Annotated in this window: 14 protein-coding genes and 1 pseudogene; 8 read left to right on the top strand and 7 right to left on the bottom strand. The window is 58.7% G+C overall.

From position 1 onward, the window contains the following. The first annotated feature begins 1,748 nt into the window (after positions 1-1,748). Positions 1,749-1,910 (top strand): hypothetical protein, encoded by a 162-nt coding sequence (locus I6F12_RS33010; protein WP_225158209.1) that lies wholly within the window; start codon positions 1,749-1,751, stop codon positions 1,908-1,910. Continuing rightward, on the top strand, positions 1,888-2,223 hold the full coding sequence (locus tag I6F12_RS33005) for a hypothetical protein (protein ID WP_345944197.1): 336 nt from the start codon (positions 1,888-1,890) through the stop codon (positions 2,221-2,223). Before I6F12_RS33010 ends, I6F12_RS33005 begins: the two co-directional genes overlap by 23 nt. A 520-nt stretch (positions 2,224-2,743) precedes the next feature. Here the strand turns inward: I6F12_RS33005 and I6F12_RS33000 are convergent. The 3 genes from I6F12_RS33000 to I6F12_RS32990 are packed head-to-tail and all read right to left on the bottom strand — an operon-like array spanning position 2,744 to position 6,291. Continuing rightward, the gene (locus I6F12_RS33000; RefSeq protein ID WP_225158147.1) at positions 2,744-4,135 is read right to left on the bottom strand and encodes a hypothetical protein; all 1,392 of its coding nucleotides are present in this window, start codon (positions 4,133-4,135) and stop codon (positions 2,744-2,746) included. Between the two features lie 4 nt (positions 4,136-4,139). After that, complete coding sequence (locus I6F12_RS32995; protein WP_225158146.1) at positions 4,140-5,120, bottom strand: DUF6384 family protein; 981 nt, start codon at positions 5,118-5,120, stop codon at positions 4,140-4,142. Continuing rightward, positions 5,113-6,291, bottom strand: a complete 1,179-nt coding sequence (locus I6F12_RS32990; protein ID WP_225158145.1) for a cell surface protein — start codon at positions 6,289-6,291, stop codon at positions 5,113-5,115. Before I6F12_RS32990 ends, I6F12_RS32995 begins: the two co-directional genes overlap by 8 nt. Positions 6,292-6,513: 222 nt before the next feature. Between I6F12_RS32990 and I6F12_RS32985 the strand changes: the two genes are divergently transcribed. The 3 genes from I6F12_RS32985 to I6F12_RS32975 all read left to right on the top strand — a co-directional run bounded on the left by I6F12_RS32985 (position 6,514) and on the right by I6F12_RS32975 (position 9,212). Then, positions 6,514-7,206, top strand: coding sequence for a metallophosphoesterase family protein (locus tag I6F12_RS32985; RefSeq protein WP_225158203.1), 693 nt, complete (start codon positions 6,514-6,516; stop codon positions 7,204-7,206). 811 nt (positions 7,207-8,017) lie between these two features. Further along, positions 8,018-8,632 carry a hypothetical protein gene (locus I6F12_RS32980; protein ID WP_157786082.1) on the top strand — a complete coding sequence of 205 codons (615 nt, stop codon included), beginning with the start codon at positions 8,018-8,020 and terminating at the stop codon, positions 8,630-8,632. Between the two features lie 400 nt (positions 8,633-9,032). Continuing rightward, positions 9,033-9,212 carry a hypothetical protein gene (locus I6F12_RS32975; protein WP_036031726.1) on the top strand — a complete coding sequence of 60 codons (180 nt, stop codon included), beginning with the start codon at positions 9,033-9,035 and terminating at the stop codon, positions 9,210-9,212. A 1,034-nt stretch (positions 9,213-10,246) separates the two neighbouring features. Here the strand turns inward: I6F12_RS32975 and I6F12_RS32970 are convergent. From I6F12_RS32970 to I6F12_RS32960, 3 genes are all read right to left on the bottom strand, one after another. Then, a complete protein-coding gene (locus I6F12_RS32970) occupies positions 10,247-11,434 on the bottom strand; it encodes a PHB depolymerase family esterase (RefSeq protein WP_225158202.1) in 1,188 nt (395 codons plus the stop codon). A 5-nt stretch (positions 11,435-11,439) separates the two neighbouring features. Next, positions 11,440-11,859 carry a CopG family transcriptional regulator gene (locus tag I6F12_RS32965; RefSeq protein WP_225158144.1) on the bottom strand — a complete coding sequence of 140 codons (420 nt, stop codon included), beginning with the start codon at positions 11,857-11,859 and terminating at the stop codon, positions 11,440-11,442. 769 nt (positions 11,860-12,628) lie between these two features. Further along, on the bottom strand, positions 12,629-13,123 hold the full coding sequence (locus I6F12_RS32960) for a ferritin-like domain-containing protein (protein WP_225158143.1): 495 nt from the start codon (positions 13,121-13,123) through the stop codon (positions 12,629-12,631). 171 nt (positions 13,124-13,294) lie between these two features. Between I6F12_RS32960 and I6F12_RS32955 the strand changes: the two are divergent. Beyond that, positions 13,295-13,631, top strand: a pseudogene (locus tag I6F12_RS32955) (manganese catalase family protein); the annotation flags it as partial. Between the two features lie 1,037 nt (positions 13,632-14,668). On the opposite strand, the gene I6F12_RS32950 reads toward I6F12_RS32955, so the two are convergent. Then, positions 14,669-15,184 (bottom strand): inorganic diphosphatase, encoded by a 516-nt coding sequence (locus I6F12_RS32950; RefSeq protein ID WP_225158142.1) that lies wholly within the window; start codon positions 15,182-15,184, stop codon positions 14,669-14,671. 1,358 nt (positions 15,185-16,542) lie between these two features. On the opposite strand from I6F12_RS32950, the gene I6F12_RS32945 reads away from it, so the two are divergent. Together I6F12_RS32945 and I6F12_RS32940 are read left to right on the top strand one after the other, a co-directional pair. Further along, positions 16,543-17,532, top strand: a complete 990-nt coding sequence (locus I6F12_RS32945; RefSeq protein ID WP_225158141.1) for an HWE histidine kinase domain-containing protein — start codon at positions 16,543-16,545, stop codon at positions 17,530-17,532. A gap of 16 nt (positions 17,533-17,548) precedes the next feature. Then, positions 17,549-17,914 (top strand): response regulator, encoded by a 366-nt coding sequence (locus I6F12_RS32940; RefSeq protein WP_225158140.1) that lies wholly within the window; start codon positions 17,549-17,551, stop codon positions 17,912-17,914. Positions 17,915-17,988: the final 74 nt, after the last annotated feature.

The raw sequence follows: 17,988 nt of genomic DNA, 5'->3' as shown, positions 1-17,988 counted from the left end.
GGATCTCAAGTTCGGCAAGCTGAGAAAGAAGCGCCTGAGCACGCTGGCACAGGACAACGCGGTTGAACGTCCGACTACGGTTACCCATTGCACGCCCCTGATGTTTGAAGAGTTGCCCCAACTTTGGGCCGGTTCATGGTTTGATCCCCCCGCGTCTTTACCGGAGTTTCTACCCGGCCAGATGCGAGCTGGTCGAGCTATTGAGGTTGCACTCCCGGCAGTGGGACGAGAGCTCAAGCTCGGCTAAGTGCTCCCAGCATTCCGCGTCCGCGAGGAGTTTCGATTTGTTCATGCTGTTGTACGCTGCCTGTTGACGGCACAGCGAACCCATCGCGCGCAAGCGTCGTACCTTCTCCACTGCGAACCTCCTCGGACCTGTTTTTCGCAAGCCACTGTTTGTCTCGGATTGAAAGTCTCGCAGATTGAAATGACGGTCATAGTCCATTCTTTGAGCGGTTTAAATGACGCGCAATCGTCTGACTTTTCAACGGCGCCGTGTTTTCAGGAAGCGCTTGATTGCATCCAATGCTCCGATCAATGGTGACCGCGCTGGTCGAGGCGGCAACCATGGCCTGCGAGGCGGCATCGTAATCACAACGAACAAAACATTAATCAGTAGCCATAGCCCAAGGAGTACGAGGATAGTCCGCACGCGAACCTCCCGAACAATTCAAAGAATATAGGTTCGCGTGCTAAGATCATCAGGGCGGTTTCTCCGCCGTGCCTCCCGATCCTTTGGTGTTACCGATTAGCGCACCCGACCCGGCGCAGATTGTGCAGAGGGCTTCAGCACTGGCGTGATGACATCGCGGCGCGAAAGCGCCCCGAGGGGGCCAGGTTCAATGTAGATTGGTGGGGCGTTCCACGTTTCGCGCGGTTGCGAGGCGCTGGCACCACTCCGGACAATGATGACCGCTTTACTGTTTCAATTGCCTCTGTTCGGGCGGCCCAACGCCGCTGCGTGCTCCCGTGTGCAACGCTCACGAGCTGGCCAAGTAGAACTCACATGGTTTGCAGCAATATCATTCCGACGACCGTCACAACGAAACCGATTGCCGTCACTGCGGCGAAGCATCGCTCTACGCTATCCATGAACGCAACCCCTGCCAAAGAAATAAGTTCGCGTTGCCAAAAGTGAGAGCGGGCTGTCACCGTCGAGGGGACTTTGAGTAACCGAAAGCGCTCATGCCGCCATACCGTGCGCCGACTGCGTGGTGTCCGCATCATCTCCGATTGCTGGGAGCGAAAAGCTAGATGTGTACGGGTGATCGCGCCGCGCATCATTGGCTAGGTGCTCCCAATACTCAGCCTCGGCGAGCAGCTTCCAACTTCTATCGGGATGATGTGCGGCGGTCTGACGGCATAGCGATGCCATCGCGCGCAGGCGACTCACAGTATCCATCTACTCCTCCCAGTATTTTTGTTTTCTCCACCCTATTTTCTATTTTTGCGTCGGAGTCATTATAATTATAGCTCAGAACCAATTTTACTTTCCGAAGCGCGATCGGCTTTCGTAAGGGTTTCAGATCGCGCGTCAATCACAAAGGGGGGCAATCCAACACGTTCCTTCGTGCTCAATGGTCGAATTCCGCGGCCAAAGCGGTTGTCGAGCACGCCGTACTTGCACTGCAAAGGTCCGCCGCGACCGTAGTTCTACGGAGATTGCGCACCCGTAGTGTTCGGCGTCTACTTCCGATTGTTTTTATGACGATTAGCTTTTTAGGCGAGAGGTCATGAGCATTAGAGCAATGATGGCGATGATCCTCCAGAACGAACTGGCGTTGCGCGGCGTGCATTCCCTCACGCCATCCGACTACGAAGAGATCGTAGAGCACCTGCTCGAACAGCTCAGAGAGCTGGAGCTTAGCTTGGCCGCTCGCGAATTGGATGGCAGGCAAGAGCCGAAGTAACTTCATCGAAGGCCTAGGCGCCTACTTGGTTGGTCAGCTACGGCGACTCAATGTATCCCTCGCCGCTATGAAATACACATCTGCTCGCCCCTTAGCCGATCCTGAGACCGGCGCCCGAAAGTCGGTCGAGATCGCCAGCGGCATTCAACCCGTGCAGGACGGACGCGTCTTCATCGAGCTGACCAATGTGCCCTTCCTGAAACAGGGTGGCACGGGCGAACAATTCAGCGCCGCAGTCGCGTTGGCGCAGGAGCGCGGTTGGCTGGAGCTGCATGAGAGCGGCACGTATGTGCGGCTACCGGGGCAAACATAAGCATTGGTTTAGTGAAGAGCCGTGTGAAACAGCAATTGAGCTGTGATCTGGTTTGCGTTTACGTCCGGTCGCGAAAAAGTAACTAATTTTGTCGTGCTGTACCGCCCACCCCAAAAAGCGAACCTTCCAGAGGATCGCCGATCTGGGGCGCATTCACCGCGCTTAGTTCGGACGCTCCAGATGTCCGCTCATCACTCAACAGCGGCACAAACAGCAGACATGGTTGAAGGTCGCCTATGGGCCAGAAGCGGAAATCAAATGGGGGGCAATCCGGGGAGTCTGTCGGCCATCCTCCTAGAGGTGTTTAAGCGCGCTTCGCTCGCCAGCATTGAAGTGCCCGGGAAAGGGTCCATGCGGACTGGTTTCTCGCCGGCCATGCCCGGTCGGGCTCCGCTTAGAGAGACAAGATGCGCATTCTGCAGTCTACTGGCGTCTCGGCGGCGACCTACTGCAACGCTCACATCGGTTCCACGTAGCGGCTCCATGCCAGCGATACGGGATACTAGCCTGCATGGTGAAATCAGAATGATCCACCCGTCCTGAAGTCTCCGCCCCCAAAGGATCCTCCAGTCCCGAAACCATCCGGCGGCGGGATCGGCAGCCCTCCGCCAAAGCCCGAGTCCCATGGGCTGGGCCCATGGTGGAAGCCATCACGTAGAACCTGCCCCAGTATCGCACCTCCAACAGCGCCGGTCAAAATACCTCCAAGGACGTTTCCGAGTGATGCCTCGTTGCCGAAAGTGCCGTAAGGCGTGTCGTAGCCTTGATGCCGGAGTTGCGCCCATTCGTGTTCGACGGTCGCGCGGCGCTGAGCAAGCTCCTTGAGCCTCTTATGGGTCTCTACTGCCTGTCGTAGCGCCAGGTTCATTGCTGCGTCCGTAGACTGAATCCGCCTGACAATCTCCTCGTCCTTGGGCGTCGGCGTGCGAGTGGCCTCCTCGTAGAGTTCGTGCAGATCTTCGCGCTGGTCGGCGACTGCCAGCAGCTCGACCGCATCACGGTAGGGAGCGTCCCCCTCGAGGATCGATGCGTCATAGGTGCGGTCTTGAGCAGCCAGGGCCTCGCGCGCCTGTTCAAGCTGGCGCTCGCGGTGTGTTACCGCATCCCGCGCCTTGGCGACTTCAGCTTCAGCAGCCTCGGAGCCAGCGTCCACGAGCGCCTTGCGCTCCAAGGCCTTCAGGTTGGATCGTTCCTCTTGCAGCTTCTCGATAATCCTCCTGGAGTGGTCGCGTAGGCGCTCGGGGATTTCGTTGAGAAGAGAGTAGTTGACCCGCGCCTTGTCATACCGGACTACGCTGGCCACCAGGCGATCCATGTAGCGGGTGAACGGGTTTGCCCGGTAGGCGGCGGTTCCGAACTTCCGGCTCCACAGGTACATGAACAGCCGATCGGCTTCGCAAGGACGGCGCTTTTCCTCCCGGTCGGCTTCCGCCTGTATGGCCTTCTTCTCGGCTTGCTGGGCTTGTCCGGTGATCTCGTCAACTCGCGCCCGCACAGAAATCCATTCGGGGTTGAGGCTGATCTTGGCTTCGACGCTCTTACGAATCGTTTCCGCGTTGGCCAAGGCCCGCTGCAGATCATCCAAGGCAGCCTGCCGCTCGGCCTCCGCTTGCCGCACCCGTTGCTCGGCTTCGTGCCGTCGCTCGGTCAATCGCTGCAAGGCTTGCTGACGGCTCTCGAGCAGGCTGATGGCCTGACGCTCCGCTACATCCAGCTCGCCGACGACTTGGTTCTGCCTGATTGCGTCGAGCTTTAGACGTGCGAGTTCGCGGAACGCTTCCGTGAGCTGGAGGCGGAGGCGACCCACCTCCTCAGTCGCCCTCGCATAGGCCCGCTCGACTTGCGCCTCCTGCTGGCGAGCCTTCTGGATGAACTGTTCGATCTCGGCAAGCGCCTGCCTTCCGGATATCATGGCCTTACCATTGCGTGATTGCCCCGCCGAGAACCGGCAACTTGTATTCCACGTCTAGCTGGCCGCGCCGCTTCTCGCCGAGATTATTCTGCTGCACGATTCCGTCGTCGTTCTTGTCTCGCTGCACCTGCATGGCCGTTGCCTCGCTCACACGCACGCCCCACTTTGAGACCTCGACGGTGCGGCCGTCCTCTTCGCTCGTCACCGGTAGCTTTAGAACGCGCCCGTCAGGCGTGACCGGTTCAACGATCAAATAATAGTTGCGGCTGGCCGGATTGCGTTGCGGTACGCGCCAGACGCCCGTCGCATCGCCTGGTCGCGAGACGATACGCAGGACATATTCCCGGCGCAGCTCCGTGCGCAGTATGTCGAGATCGTTCACAGCCTTCCGTGCTCCGTCGGCATCGCCGCGGGCGATGGCGGCTTTTCCATCCGCAAGAAGCCCGTCGGCCCTCTCCCGCGCCGCTGCCACCTTCGCTTCCCGCAGCACATCCTCATGCTTCTGCTCCAGGGCGGCCGGGAGCCTCTCGACCAGATCGATCCTGGTACGCTCCGCCTCGGCCTGCTCCTGCGCTGCCCGTCGTTGTGCCGGCTCGACTACGCCGAAATGGTAGGCGCCCCAACCGACCGCCAGCAGCGCCACCAAAGACAGTATACGGCGCCCGATGCGACCACGATTGACCCAGGCGTGCGCGATCGTGCGGGCGAAGCTGGCAGGAGGCGGAGTGTAGACGAAGCGCTGTTCCTTGAGGGCCTGCACCCCCTCGACCAGGATCCGGTCAGGCACTTCGATGCCCTGCCCATGATAGATCTCGCGCAATCGCTTCATGAGATGGGCGTCCCGCTGCTCTTCGCCCAGCTCTCGACTGACGAGATTCTCCTGGTGGCGCAGCGTATCGACGACGTCCATCGCGAGCATGACGTCATTGAGACTCGACGGAGCCTTCAAGGCCTCCTGCCCGATCGATGCAGCTTGATCAGCCATTGGCCGGCAATGCCTGTCCTTCCGCTACGAGACGTGCGATGCGGCGCTTGCCTTCTTCGACGGCGTCACGGATTTCGGCCGAGTTCCGTGTCGCAAGTTGTCGCATTTCTCCAATGATCTCCTGGGAGCGCTCCTGGAACGTGATCACGGACTCTACGAGCTTCTTGACCGCATCGGCACGGATCGTCGGTCCGTAGCCCGCTCTCACGGCGGCTTCTCCGACCTGATCGCCAATTTCGGCGAGCACTTCGAGGCTGCGGGACACGCCCTCTTTCATTTCATTCAGGGTCTGTGTCGACTCATTGAGGCCGAACATGCCCGTGAAAGAGGCTTTCAGAGCCGTGAAGACGGAATCGTTAGTCGAGAAGAAGGTCACCGCTTGGGCGTAGACGCGCTCCTTGGCGTTGGTCATCTGCATGAGCCGCGCCATGACGACCTCAGACGTGTTGTAGCCAATCGTCAGGTTGTCCGAGAGGTCCTTGGCGATCTGGTAACGTTTCTCCTCGTCCTGGGTGCGCCGGAGTTGCTCGTCACGGGCGAGCTCGAGCCGTGCACGTTCGGATACCTCCTGTCCTGTAAAGTTGGCCACTGCATCAGACGCCTTCTGCAACTGGGCCTGGGCGCCTTCCAGCCTTTGCTCGGCGATCCTGAGCACCTCAAGCGCCATGACCTCAGCGTGCTTGAGCGCGCCGCGGAAGTCGCGATAAGCGTCGAGGATGACCTGCTCACGCTGGATCTGGTCCTTCGTTGAGCGTGTGACGTCAAGATAAACCTGCCTGATCTCATCAAAGCGGTCGGCGACATCACCGCGAGACAGCTTCATCCAAACGTTGTTGATGCGCTCGAAAAGATCGATCTTCTGGTCTTCCAGCTGGTCGACCATTTTCTTGGTGTCGTCGCGAATGGAGTTGAAGGATTCGGTGATCTGACGGTAACGTTCGCCGATCTCCATCGCCTGAACTTGCTCGCGGACGACCTCGTTGAAGACGCTGGTCTGGCCGAGAGTGCGAGCGATGATGACGATTCGATCTTCATCGAGAGCGGTGATTTTCTCCAGCAACCCGGCAATTGGAGCCTCCATGGCCTGGGGCGGGGCAATACCGATTCCCTGCAAAGCTCGGGTCGCTCTGTCAAGATACTGCATGGGCGACGTTGCTACGACGTCAGACATTGGCGCCTCCCTTGGAGTTCTTTGATAGGTTCATGAACGCGCTCCAGGAATCGACGCTTACAGCATCGGGAAGCGCCTGCATGGAGAATTGCATCCCAATTGCGTACCGGTCGTCTTGGTTCCTATTGCCCGTCTGGAAGCTGTGGCGATTTTGAGCTTCCCGCACTGGTTGATATACTTACCAAGCCTCTCCAAACCGTCCCCTTGGCTGCCAAGGACATAATGCCGGTCGCTCTACTCTCTGATATTCACGGTAACGACGTGGCTCTTCGCGCGGTGCTTGCCGATATAAGGAGGCACGGCGTCGATCATATTGTTTGCCTGGGCGACGTAGCCACGTTTGGACCATCCCCCCAAAGAGCTGTTGAGCTCCGCGTCGAGTCGAATTGCCTATGCATCATGGGCAAACATGACGCCCTCCTGTTGGAGCCCAAGCTAATGAGGGCATATACCCAAGCTGTGCCCGTCATCGATGCCATCAACTGGTGCAGGGAACAGCTGACGAGGGACAGTTTTGATTATTTCGCATCGTTCAAGCCCACTGCCGAGCTTCCGCTCGGTTTGGGTTCGATGCTGCTCTACCATGGCTCACCCCGCTCTAACGTTGAGGACATTCTTGCGACTACCCCTTCCGAGCAATTGGACACGCTTTTTGAAGAGCGACAGGCGCCAGTAATGGCTGGCGGCCACACCCATCTACAGATGCTGCGACAGCATCGAGGTAGCCTTGTACTGAACGTGGGCAGCGTTGGCATGCCCTTCAAGGAGTATGTTGCAGCGGCACGTCCAACTATCCTCGCTCATGCGGAATACGCAATTGTTGAGGAGGCGGGAGGTGTCGTCAGCGTCACGCTGTATCGCGTGCCGCTTGACAAGAAGGCGTTGCAAGACAGCTTGGCTCAGTCGCGCAGATAAGTCCTTGGCTCATTTCGGCAGCCCGGGGCAATGTGCCAGCACGCCAGTTGATGGTCCTGCATGGTTGGAAGCTCCCACTGATTTCTAAAAGTGGATTAGGCTTTTTCGGACTTGTTCTGTTCTCATAGGACCAAATACCTTGACCTGCCGCGCGGGGGTCACGGTGTTAGGAGAACGAATGACGGCCAGTTCCCGCTAAGCTCCGGTTCCATGGTATTGCGCGACCTCATAGGAGTGCTGGAGGGCGAGACATGACCATCTGCTTGCATTTGCAAACCGACAGTATGGCGCCAAGCAGATTGCCTGTATTACAAAGATACAAGTAAACGTTGCGCACCCTTTGTGTGAAGGATCGCGACGATCCGCTCACGGAATTGGTGGCGAAGACAATCATCAAAATCGCTCAAAAGCGGGATCAAAGACCCTGCAAAGATATCAGCGCAGGCAATAATGAGCTGGGAAAGGCCGGAGGTGGCCGGCGTCTTGACTGTGACGGGACTGCGCAAGCCGGCGTCGAATGAGGACGCGACGGCCAAGGAGCGGACGCACTGTATGCACGTTCGCTGGCTCAGCTAAGGCTGCGCCCTTCTCTCCGATCCGCAAGCTAACGCCAGAACAGCGCAAGCAGCAGGATGACAGGGAGGGGAATACCGAACAGCCACAATAGGGCACCTCTACCAAGTGTCATGGTATCCGGCCTTCTTCTACCTTGTGCGAACCAAAACGCGAATGCCTCCGGAGTTCCTGTCCCAGGAACGGAAAATCCGAGGGAGCGTTGGAACACGAAACAAAGTTCGTGGAGGAACTCGCTATGGCCGCACGTACAATAGCCAACCCCTTTTTTGGTTGGACCTGGTCGGCCGTACTGGCCGGAGTATTTACGTCATTGGTCGTCCAGATCTTGCTGACGATGCTCGGTCTGGGCGTCGGTCTGCTCGCCATCGACATTCCCACGGCCTCGTCGGCGCCTGCTGGCGCCAGCTGGGCCGCTTTCGTGTGGTGGGCAGTGTCGGGAATCATCGCCGCGTTTCTTGGCGGTGCGGTTGCCGCAGCCAATTCGCCGGACCAGACCGGGCTCGGCCGCGTCGGCCACGCACTTGCCGCTTGGGCGGTCGCGACCGTCGTCGTGGTTGGTGCGGCAGCGATGATGCCGGCGTCCGCGACCAGCATCGCTAGCAACCTGGTCGGTCCGTCATATACAGCCAGCGCGCGCGTCGCCTATTGGTCCAACAACACGGGACGGGACACTGTCGGTGCAACGGGCCGACCTGCGACGGCGGCCCAGATCGATGCAGCTCGCAAACACTTCGCGTATGTGATGTTTGCAAGTTTCTGTTCGCTTCTCCTCGGCGCAGGAGCCGCCTATGCCGCCGGCATGGCGACAACAGCCCAGGCGGTGAAGGAAACAGCACGACCGGTGACGTGACCACAAGTCTATCCGAAAGGCGGGGGCGTGAAGATTGCTCACCTTGGTCGCGGCGAAAGCCTGCCCTCCGCGCGTCGGGCTCTAGGGTGACGCCCTGCCTCGCTTCGCGACATCGGTGTTGGAGCCAGCCGTAGCTCGCGCGCAAGGGCTGTTGGGCGCTCACGGATTCGGACGACGCAGGCGAACTGCTAGGGACTGTCCTTGATTGAATCAAAGGGGTGCTCAGTCGGACCATTGTCGAGGCCGTGAAGCAGAGCGAGGTAAGAGAGCCAAGACCGTCCCGGCTCGAAGAGGCGCGGCGGCTCATTGAGGATTTCGCCGCCGATCTTCCAGGCGCCGCTCGCGAGCAACTATCAACGATCGGCTGGGTTACAGCACCAAACAACCCCCTGAGGTCGCCATGAACAAAGATCCCCCACTGACACCGGACGATTTCCCAATCGAAGTGCACAGGGAAAAGCTCAAGAACCAAAAAGGCGAGCCGGTCGCCTCTGCCGAGACGGAACAGCTTGCGGGGGAGATCGCTGAGCGGCTCAACGAGCAAGCCTATCAGGAAGAGCAAGATCGTTGGTCGGCTTAGAAAGCTCGTGTGGCCGAGCCTTTGACTACGACAAGTGATGCAGACCGTGCAGAAGTACATCAACATCGCCGCTATAATCGCGCTCGCTGGTTGGTGTGGCCTCTGTTTCAAGATGGGCTGGTATTGATGGAACGGCTTTCGCCGCTGTAGACCACATCGGTCCCAGCCTGGAGGTTTTTCAGGATCGAAAAACGAGCTGGGACCGAGGCTCTGCTGCTATCGATCGGCAAACGCTTGGTTCATCCAAGAAATTCTTCCGAATCGGGGAGTTCGCTGGTTGGCTTCGGGGCTTTCGCAACGTGCGAGGCGCGCCATGACCCCTTTCCCGGTCTGCGGCGTCGAACTTGCGGACCGCATTTCTCGATGAGCGTTCACTCGTCCGGAAGCGAGAAATGCGGGAACATTTCGAGCCATCGAATCGGCTCATGGCGGTGCAGACGTGCTGCCATTGCTCGTCGGACGCCCTTAAGCAACCGGCCGTGAGCTCAGACGCTATTGCTCGCGGGCGTATCGCCGTTTCCGGTCACACCCGACAAGCAAACTATTTGGCTGCCCGCTTAGACTTCGCATTCGGGCCAACAGCAGTCACCGTCAGCATTTTGGTTAATCGTCCCTGAAGGCCATCCGAGCATTGGATCGTGAAGTCGTGAACCGCTGAAAGGCCCGTGGTAAGTTGAAGTTATGCTCAGCCCTGGTACGAGACGTACCGAAGTCGCTCACCGACGATCAAATTGCTTCAGCACCGCTCATCGTCAGTGGCCTGACGGTCCGACCGCGCAAGCAAGTGAACCCGTGGCTCTGCGCACTTTGTCTGCTGCCGGAGTTCGTGGCGCTCCCCGTTCTTGCCGGTCTCGGCATGCAGCGGCTGCCGCGATACCTAGTCACCCAGCGGAAGAAGGCTAGCTAGGCGTGACTTCCGCAACGGGTCAAAAGCGCCGGTTTGAACGGCGCCGTGTCACTTCCGGTGTGCCCCGATCAAAAGACCATATCTGAGCCAAACCGAACTTCGCCATCGGGCCATGAGCGGACGGCCGCTACCCTGATCGCTGCGCGAGCGAATGCCCGAGGAAAAAACGCATCATTTCCGTCGTTGCGTCCGGTCCTTTCGGATCAGTGTAGGAGCCAGCAGGGCTGCCTCCGGACCATGAGTGTCCTGCGCCGTGGATATTCCAATGCTCCAATATTCCGCGCCCGCTCGCGTCGCTGAGGATCGTGCAGGTGTAGGCATGGCCTCCAGGTACCTGGCCGCGGTCAATTTTCTTTTGCAGCCGCATGGCTCGTACAGACTGCTCAAGAATTTGATCACCGTTGTTGGGATGAACGATTGTGTCGTGATCGCCGTGAAAAACAATGGTCGGGACAGGCGGCCCGTCACCAACAACAGCCCAGCGATTGGATCCCCCGCCTTGTCGCATGGCGACCAACGCAGAAGGAAGGTCAGTGGCGGCGCCGCAAGCAAGTCCAGAATGTACGCCAATTGCTGCGTACAGATCTTTATAGGTGTTACCCATGACGGCAGCAGCGGCAGCTCCGGCCGATAGTCCACCGACATAGACACGATCCTTATCAACCGGAAAATCGCGCATGACCTGACGAGTGATCCCCGCAATGATCGAGGGTTCACCCCTGCCCCGCTGCTGGTCGGCTGCGCGAAACCAATTCCAGCATTTCGCGCGGTTTGCCTCGCTGCGCTGCGCGGGATAGACCACAAAGCAGGATTTTTGCTCAGCGATGAAGTTCATCCTCGTACCAGCGGCGAAATCGTCCGGGGATTGGGTGCAGCCGTGCAGCATCACGATCAAGGGAAGGGGTTGGTCCTTATGGCGGCTCGGGATGAAGAGCTTGTAGGCACGACTTCCCGCTGGATTGCTGTAGCTACCTTCGATGAATCGTGTGCCGTCAGGCACGACATCTGCCGGCGAGGGCGGCTTGCGCGCAGTTACACCCCGCAATGCAAACCCACCGCGCTGCGTTGCGCGGTCAAGCAACTCGCGGAGCATGTGGGCTTGCGCCGGCGTCACGTCCGGGCCGTTGTTCTCCTCGATAACATTGGCCTGCCCGTCGATGATTGTCGGCTCTTCAAGGGTGGGCTGGGCATTGCGCGAATTCGGGCCTGGCGCACCTCCGCCGCGCAGCATGCGTTGCAGCAGTGCGGTAGCCTCGACGAGCCGACCAGCGCGCGTCAGGCGCGTGGCTTCTCCAATCATGTCCTGTCTCAGCATCGTGTTCACCGCGTTCTATCGGCGAGGGCGGCCTTGACCGCCGGACTGGCCTGCAAAGCGCCCAGGACGTAGACCGACGCAATCGCGGCGCGAGCAAGCTCGGGCGTGACATCTTGAGCGATGCTAGCAAGGCCCAAGACGTTGATGTGGAGCATTTCGCGGGCTTGCCGCGCCGCTTCGAGATCTTCGCGGCTGAAGTGCCTCAAACCCAGATCCAAACTTTTTCGGGTGGCGGACTTCTTCAGGATCTCGGCATGCCGCTCCAACTGGTTGCGGATTGCCGTGCGGATGAAATCGGTGCGGTTCGAATAGAAACCCTCCTGCACCATCAGGTCGACCTGACCAAGATCGACATAGCCAAGATTGATGGTGATTTTTTCGCTGTCCGAAGGCTTCGGCCGGAGTTCGCGAACGTTGTCTGTCATGGGCAAAGTCCATCCAATCACCATCCATATAGATGGTTTATGGATGGAGAGAACATTTGTCAAGTCATGGGGTCCGTTTGCCGCCTTCACATGCATGGGGGCACGATGTTTCCGGCTTTCACGATCAGCGACACCTAATAGAAGGTCCGTTGGCGGCCTACTGGATTGCTGGTTACGGGCCGCTGAAGCGCGCGTGCAGGCAGCTACCACGATGGCGAAGAGATTCGTGCTGCGAGGAGGCAGGCATCACCGTCACATTGCCAAAACCGCTGACCTTCAGGGGCGAAGGCCGCCGGCTCCCATGTGCGCCGCGCGGCCCGAAGGGAACGCGCCCTCCCGTTTTCCGGAGAATGGAACGCCATGGAGGTGGCCAATCACCGTCCTGCGGTCGGGCCGGGTTTGTTCGAACAGCCGTTTCTGGGCATGGGCAGCAACGAGGCAGCGACCGTGACGAGCAGAGCATGACTGCCGGCGCGCTGTAGGGTCTCTTTGCGTCCAGGCGACGCAAGCCAAGCGACGGGTGCCGGCGGCACAAGGAACTTCTCGTTGGCCCCCAAGTCAGGGCGCGGGCGACCACCTCCGTCCCCGGTGCAGTGTTGCGGGCAATGGGTGCACGCCATCCGGTTTAATCGGCCGGATCTTTGACCAGAAACCTCCGCCTCGCGTTGACGCGACGCGCCGCTAATCCAACGCTTCAACATGGCTCACGCATCGGAAGGTAAGTACCTCGCAACGCGCCGCCCGTAACCAAGGTCCTTCCCGACGCTTCTTACGCCGCCTGTTCGTGCGCGACGTAATCCATCGTGACCTTCGCCACATTGGCGTCGATCCAGGCGGCCATACGCTCCTCCTCGTTCAAGGAGGCCTCGAGCGGAGCGCGGGCGGAGTCCATGCCGGCCGCCGGGCAAAGGGTCAGCAGCGACTTGTAGGCGGCGATCTCGAAATGCTCGAAAGCGTTGTTGGCGAAGGTATTCTTCAGGATCTCATCACCTGCCATCGAATGAGCCATCGCCATGGTGTTCGCCGCGAGCGACTGCGCCGTATCCTTGAGGGTGGAGGTGCTCTCACCGCATGCTTCCAGACATTGCTCCAGCCTCTTCAACTGCTCGTTTGTCTCTTGAAGGTGGGCGGCGACCTTTTGCTTCACCTCCGGGTACTCGTCCAGGCGCTCGGATTGCCGTTCCATCAGTTCGCGCGCCTGGATCTCCATCGCGTGCGCGTTCCTCAAGCCGACCACGAATATGTCGCGAGCCGTTTGTGTCATCTGTTCCTCCGCTGGTTGCTGAAGGCAAGAACATCGGGTGCGGAGCTACGTTCCTAAACGCGCGGCTGCGGCGACTGTATGCACCCTCGGCATCCATACCGCGACAGGAACAAACGGCGCGTTCGACGTGGTCCCGGGCCACATCGCTATTCATCAAGCATGAGGCCGTCCATGTACCACCATGTCGAGAAGCTGAAATTCACCGTCCGCGTCGATGAGCCGGACCCCCGCTTCGGCAACATGCTTCCCAAACAGTTCGGCGGCGCCAACGGCGAACTCGCTGCCGCGATGCGGTCTTCCATTCAGGGCCTCAACTGCGAGGATCCGGACCGCAAAAACCTCCTAATGGACATTGGCACGTAAGAACTCAGCCCACTTGAAGTGGTGGGCACGCTGGCCCGCATGCACCTCAAGCCATCGAAGTTCGACCGTCAGGCCGCGGAAGCCGACCCACCGATCGCGATCGGGGGTGAACCTCTTCAATTCGCAAGGCAACGCCTTGACTAGCATTTTGGTGGGCTGCAAGGCGACGTTGCAGGCGCGCCAGCTGTCGTCGGCGGGCCTCGCGCGAACCTCTCGGCGTCGTTCAGTTCGTGCGAGGGGACCTTGTCGCTTTCGTGAGGACTGAAATTGCTTCTTTTATTAGCTTTCGCCGCGGCACGGAAGATGCGCGCTCTCCGCAAAAGCGGCCTACTGTGTCCGATCGTTCGCTCAAGACCCCTGGAGTGCAAGCTCACCTTAGCCTTTCGGGTAGGTGGGCTTCTTGTTTTTAATTCTGAACTTTTTTGCGTGTGAACCACCCACACCGGTGGTCGACCGGCACGCTAGACCTTGATACCCCACCCCCTCCATTCGTATTGAAAGCGTCGCGCTCGATTAGGAGAACGCTCGGGTCAAGCTGCTCTGCTCTCAGGACAATACGGTTCGGCTTGACTTGTGCTGGTGGGCTTAGGAGAGCAAGGCCCGAAAATCCTCGCGATATGCAAAAGATAAATCACAGCGGCCGTGTGATTGAATGACAGCATCAGTCTAATCATATGGATTTGAGATGCTCGGACCTAATATATTTTCACCCGAAGAGCTGTGGTTGCTTGGAGAGATTTACAATCTCTTCCAAGTTGAACGCGCACCCATCGGAATCGGCGGTGGGTAGCTCTCAACCTGCTGCATCTCAACTTGCGAGTCGAGCGTGATCCCCTCAACCTGGAGCTCGGTGCGGCCGCCAGTTTGATTTGCTAACTCTTACATTGCGCAGTGTGCAGAACGACGCGCGCTGCTGTCGACTAAGCTAGACCAGCACACACGACACTTGCCTGCCTCATCGAGTGCCTGCGCTGAGGCAATGAAGCCGCCATTCTCGCACGGTGATTGCCTCGGAGCTCCTACTGCATATGACTGAGCACCGGGCTTCTGCCGCCCTCAATGTCACGAGCGTTCACCATTCTGAATCGAGCTCGCCTCAGTTGTTCCTCAACCTGCAGCAGATTCATCGCCTGTTGCCGCTCAGCGGACGATGCGACAGTGGCGGTCCCGAACGTACCGAGGCTAGAGCCGACATCGATTTATGAGCTTCATGGCCCTGACCGGCCCGCGCCAACCGAGAAACTCGAGTTTTTTGTCTTTGAGCGCGTTGGTAGCATCAAAGAACTTTTCCAATTGCTTAATCGCAGTCGCAGGTAGGTTACGAACGTCCGGCAAATCACCGGCAAAGAAAGAGTGACGCGGCACCGCAACAACTCGGTCGTTCCTCTTTTTCTTGCGCTCGGTCACCTGAAGGACCTTGAGAATGCCAATGGGCCTACACCTAAGGACCGTGCCGGGATACGTAGCGCCGTCGTGGATCACCAACACGTCCAACGGGTCGCCATCATCAGCTAGAGTGGATGGGATAAATCCCCAGTCGTAAGGATATGTTAAGCCAGCCATCAATGCCTTTGATAGCGTAAACACCCGCAGCTTCTTATCAAACTCCAACTTGCAGCAACTCCCGCGAGGAGTTTCAACGACGGCGAAGATATTCTCTTTGTCGGCCCAAGTCGGCAGCTTCAAGTAATTGGTCATCGCAGCTATCCTGGTGTTTGCAACGATCCTGTCGACTTCCGGGTTCCTATTCGTCCAAGACACGGGCCCAGGGCATGTAACCAAGCGAGATGCGCTGAGTGTTCTGCCCCTACCCCTCCGTCCTGCGTGCCATTGGAAAGACTTGTCGCCAGCTGGGCTCCCTACCACGTTCGGGCCTTCATTTTTGGACGGCTCACAAAGTTGAATGCACTAGGGGATGTTCTCGGGAAAGAAATGGCGGCCAGGTAGCCACAGACCGCTCGCTCCCAACTCGTGCTCGATCTGAAGACCTCTACGTGAGCAGCCGCACGCATGTCTCCACTTTGATGGAGATCGCCTGGTGTTCGGCAGAAGAACGACCCCAGGCCTGGATCAAGGACCCAGGGCTGGGGCCGCTCGGGCTATGGACTGGATAGCCGTGCGCCTAAGCGCATGTCCCTCAATGTGACGGGGCGGCAAGGGTTGCGGAAGCGGCAACGAAAATTGAGAAGGTCCAAAGTATGTTAGGAATGTCCGGCTGGCGAGTTAGCTTAGGTTAATTCTTGGGAAGCTAACCTTCGGTTCCTAGACGGAGACTTTAAAAGGTTGATCTGAACCCCAGCCGAACGGGCAAATCAGAGATTGTTTATTTCGAGCTTACCGATCTTCGCGATCACAAGTGCGCTGTTCCTCAGGGACTTCCGGTTCGGATCAAAAACTGTCGAAGCACCGAACTGTACGGCAGGACAGCTCTGGGGCAGAGGAAGACATTCCGACAAAGTAGGGTCGCCGAGGACGCATTCTCAGTCCGAGGAAAGTTTGCAAACGTCACCTGGCTTGAGCTTGACTTCTTCAGATTCTTTGCTGTTTTTCAGAAAGAGTAGTAGGTAGAACTTGCGCTGTCCAACCTTCTGGCACAGCTGCGAGGACCAGCGTGGCCGCCTGGTTTGGCTTAGCAAGGGCAAACCATATCTACGTCGCTGACCTTGAATCCGAGGTCATCTCGACGATAGTAAACTCATGACCGAACGACTCTGCCATGAAGGGTCAACGCGCCCTAGGGCGACGTTGCTGGCGGGCGGCTTTAGTCCAGGCGATTGTAGCCACTCGCTCATGTGCGAGCCTGTCTCGCATTGGCGAGCCTTCCGAATGACCTGCTCGCGTAGACGCGCGGGCCAGTTCTACGAAGCCAAACTTTTTGTCCAGCTTGAACCAAGACACCCGACCTGAGACGTCATCTGAATTTCAACGCACCAAAGCTTGGGAGGAAAGGAGTGGGCAAGCTTCGATAGCACTTCGCCAAACTAACTTACCCATTTTCATTTGTGAATGAGGTCACCCCGTATTACCGTAGGGAACCTGCAGAGGTGAGCGGCCAGATGAATCTTGAAGACTTGTACCGGCTTCTGCGCAGCGAACACGTCCAGGCGCAAGGGATCGTCGATACCCTCGAGGAACCCCTGCTGGTGCTGGATCAGGGCGGGTGTGTTCTGACGACCAATCGCGGGTTTTACGAAACCTTCAGGGTCGGACGGGACGACACGGTGGGACGCAGCCTGTTCGACCTCGGCAACGGTCAATGGGACATACCTGAACTAAGGCGCCTCGTCGGCGAGATCATTCCCCGGTCTACCGCTATCGTCGGCTACGAAGTGGCAGCCAATTTTCCGACCATCGGGCCGCGAACAATGCTGGTCAGCGCCCGTCGGCTGGTTCACCCCGATAACAATAGCACCAGCGTACTGATCCTGTTTGAGGACGTGACCGACCGGCGGCGTGGCGACGCCCAAAAAGACATTCTCCTCGCGGAAACGCGCCACCGGATGAAGAATCTTCTCGGCATCGTGCGTTCTCTTGCCAATCAAACCGACGTGGAAGGCCGATCGGCCAAAGACTACCGGGAGGCCTTCTTAGGCCGATTCCAGGCCGTGGCCGAAGCCGAAACCCTCGCACTGGCGGGGAGCTCGGAAGCCGATTTGAACGCCTTGGTGGAGCAGGCATTGAAGTCGGCCGGTCCAGAACGATGCCGCATCATTTCCGGGCCGCCAGTGGTTCTCAAGCAACGCCAGATCGTGCCGATGAGCCTCATTCTGCATGAACTCGTCACCAACGCCTGGAAGTATGGGGCCCTCTCTCGCACTGGCGGGCTCGTCCACTTGAGCTGGCGCACCGCAGAAGAGAACGGAAAATCCCTCCTTCACATCGACTGGCGAGAAGAAAACGGCCCGCCAGTGACACCGCCAACCCGCTCCGGGTTCGGCTCCAGGTTGATTGACCTTAGTGCGGTGCAAGGCTTACGGGGCGCCGTGGAACTGAAGTATGAGGCAGCCGGTTTACGAGTTCACATCACCGCGCCTGTGGAGGCTTGAACCCCGGGGACGCATTGTGCAAGACGCTCCCCGAATATTGGTTGTCGAAGACGAGTACCTCATCGCGTTGGAGCTCGAGACTCAGCTGACGACTGCCGGTTATCGCGTGATCGGGCCGGCCTCCGACGTCGACGGGGCACTGGAGCTATTGAACGCCAGCCGTCCCGACGCGGCCATCCTCGACGTCAATTTGGCAGGGGAATGGGTCACTCCGGTCGCGCAAGCGCTAAAGGCGATGTCCGTGCCCTACATTCTTGCCAGCGGATACATTGCGGCCGACTTCGAAGCCCATCCTATCCTGCGAGACGCCGTCAACGTCGGGAAGTCGTGGAGGCCCGAATTTCTCCTCAAGTCTCTTCGCGATGCACTAAACGGCGTGTGAGCGGCATCGCCGGAGCATCAGGAAACGGACTGGCTGGCTGACCTTCGGCAAATGGCACATTGTTCTCGCGTGCC

Source organism: Bradyrhizobium sp. IC4059 (assembly GCF_020193615.1).
GTDB classification, from domain to species: Bacteria; Pseudomonadota; Alphaproteobacteria; order Rhizobiales; family Xanthobacteraceae; genus Bradyrhizobium; species Bradyrhizobium yuanmingense.
This window is presented reverse-complemented; position numbering and strand designations above follow the sequence as displayed.

Bases quoted from the DNA above. Each gene is read 5' to 3' on its own strand.
- I6F12_RS32975 (WP_036031726.1), top strand. From the start codon at position 9,033: ATGAACAAAGATCCCCCACTGACACCGGACGATTTCCCAATCGAAGTG.
- I6F12_RS32965 (WP_225158144.1), bottom strand. From the start codon at position 11,859: ATGACAGACAACGTTCGCGAACTCCGGCCGAAGCCTTCGGACAGCGAA.
- I6F12_RS32960 (WP_225158143.1), bottom strand. From the start codon at position 13,123: ATGACACAAACGGCTCGCGACATATTCGTGGTCGGCTTGAGGAACGCG.
- I6F12_RS32970 (WP_225158202.1), bottom strand. From the start codon at position 11,434: ATGCTGAGACAGGACATGATTGGAGAAGCCACGCGCCTGACGCGCGCT.
- I6F12_RS32945 (WP_225158141.1), top strand. From the start codon at position 16,543: ATGAATCTTGAAGACTTGTACCGGCTTCTGCGCAGCGAACACGTCCAG.
- I6F12_RS33000 (WP_225158147.1), bottom strand. From the start codon at position 4,135: ATGATATCCGGAAGGCAGGCGCTTGCCGAGATCGAACAGTTCATCCAG.
- I6F12_RS33010 (WP_225158209.1), top strand. From the start codon at position 1,749: ATGATGGCGATGATCCTCCAGAACGAACTGGCGTTGCGCGGCGTGCAT.
- I6F12_RS32985 (WP_225158203.1), top strand. From the start codon at position 6,514: ATGCCGGTCGCTCTACTCTCTGATATTCACGGTAACGACGTGGCTCTT.
- I6F12_RS33005 (WP_345944197.1), top strand. From the start codon at position 1,888: ATGGCAGGCAAGAGCCGAAGTAACTTCATCGAAGGCCTAGGCGCCTAC.
- I6F12_RS32950 (WP_225158142.1), bottom strand. From the start codon at position 15,184: ATGACCAATTACTTGAAGCTGCCGACTTGGGCCGACAAAGAGAATATC.
- I6F12_RS32995 (WP_225158146.1), bottom strand. From the start codon at position 5,120: ATGGCTGATCAAGCTGCATCGATCGGGCAGGAGGCCTTGAAGGCTCCG.
- I6F12_RS32990 (WP_225158145.1), bottom strand. From the start codon at position 6,291: ATGTCTGACGTCGTAGCAACGTCGCCCATGCAGTATCTTGACAGAGCG.
- I6F12_RS32980 (WP_157786082.1), top strand. From the start codon at position 8,018: ATGGCCGCACGTACAATAGCCAACCCCTTTTTTGGTTGGACCTGGTCG.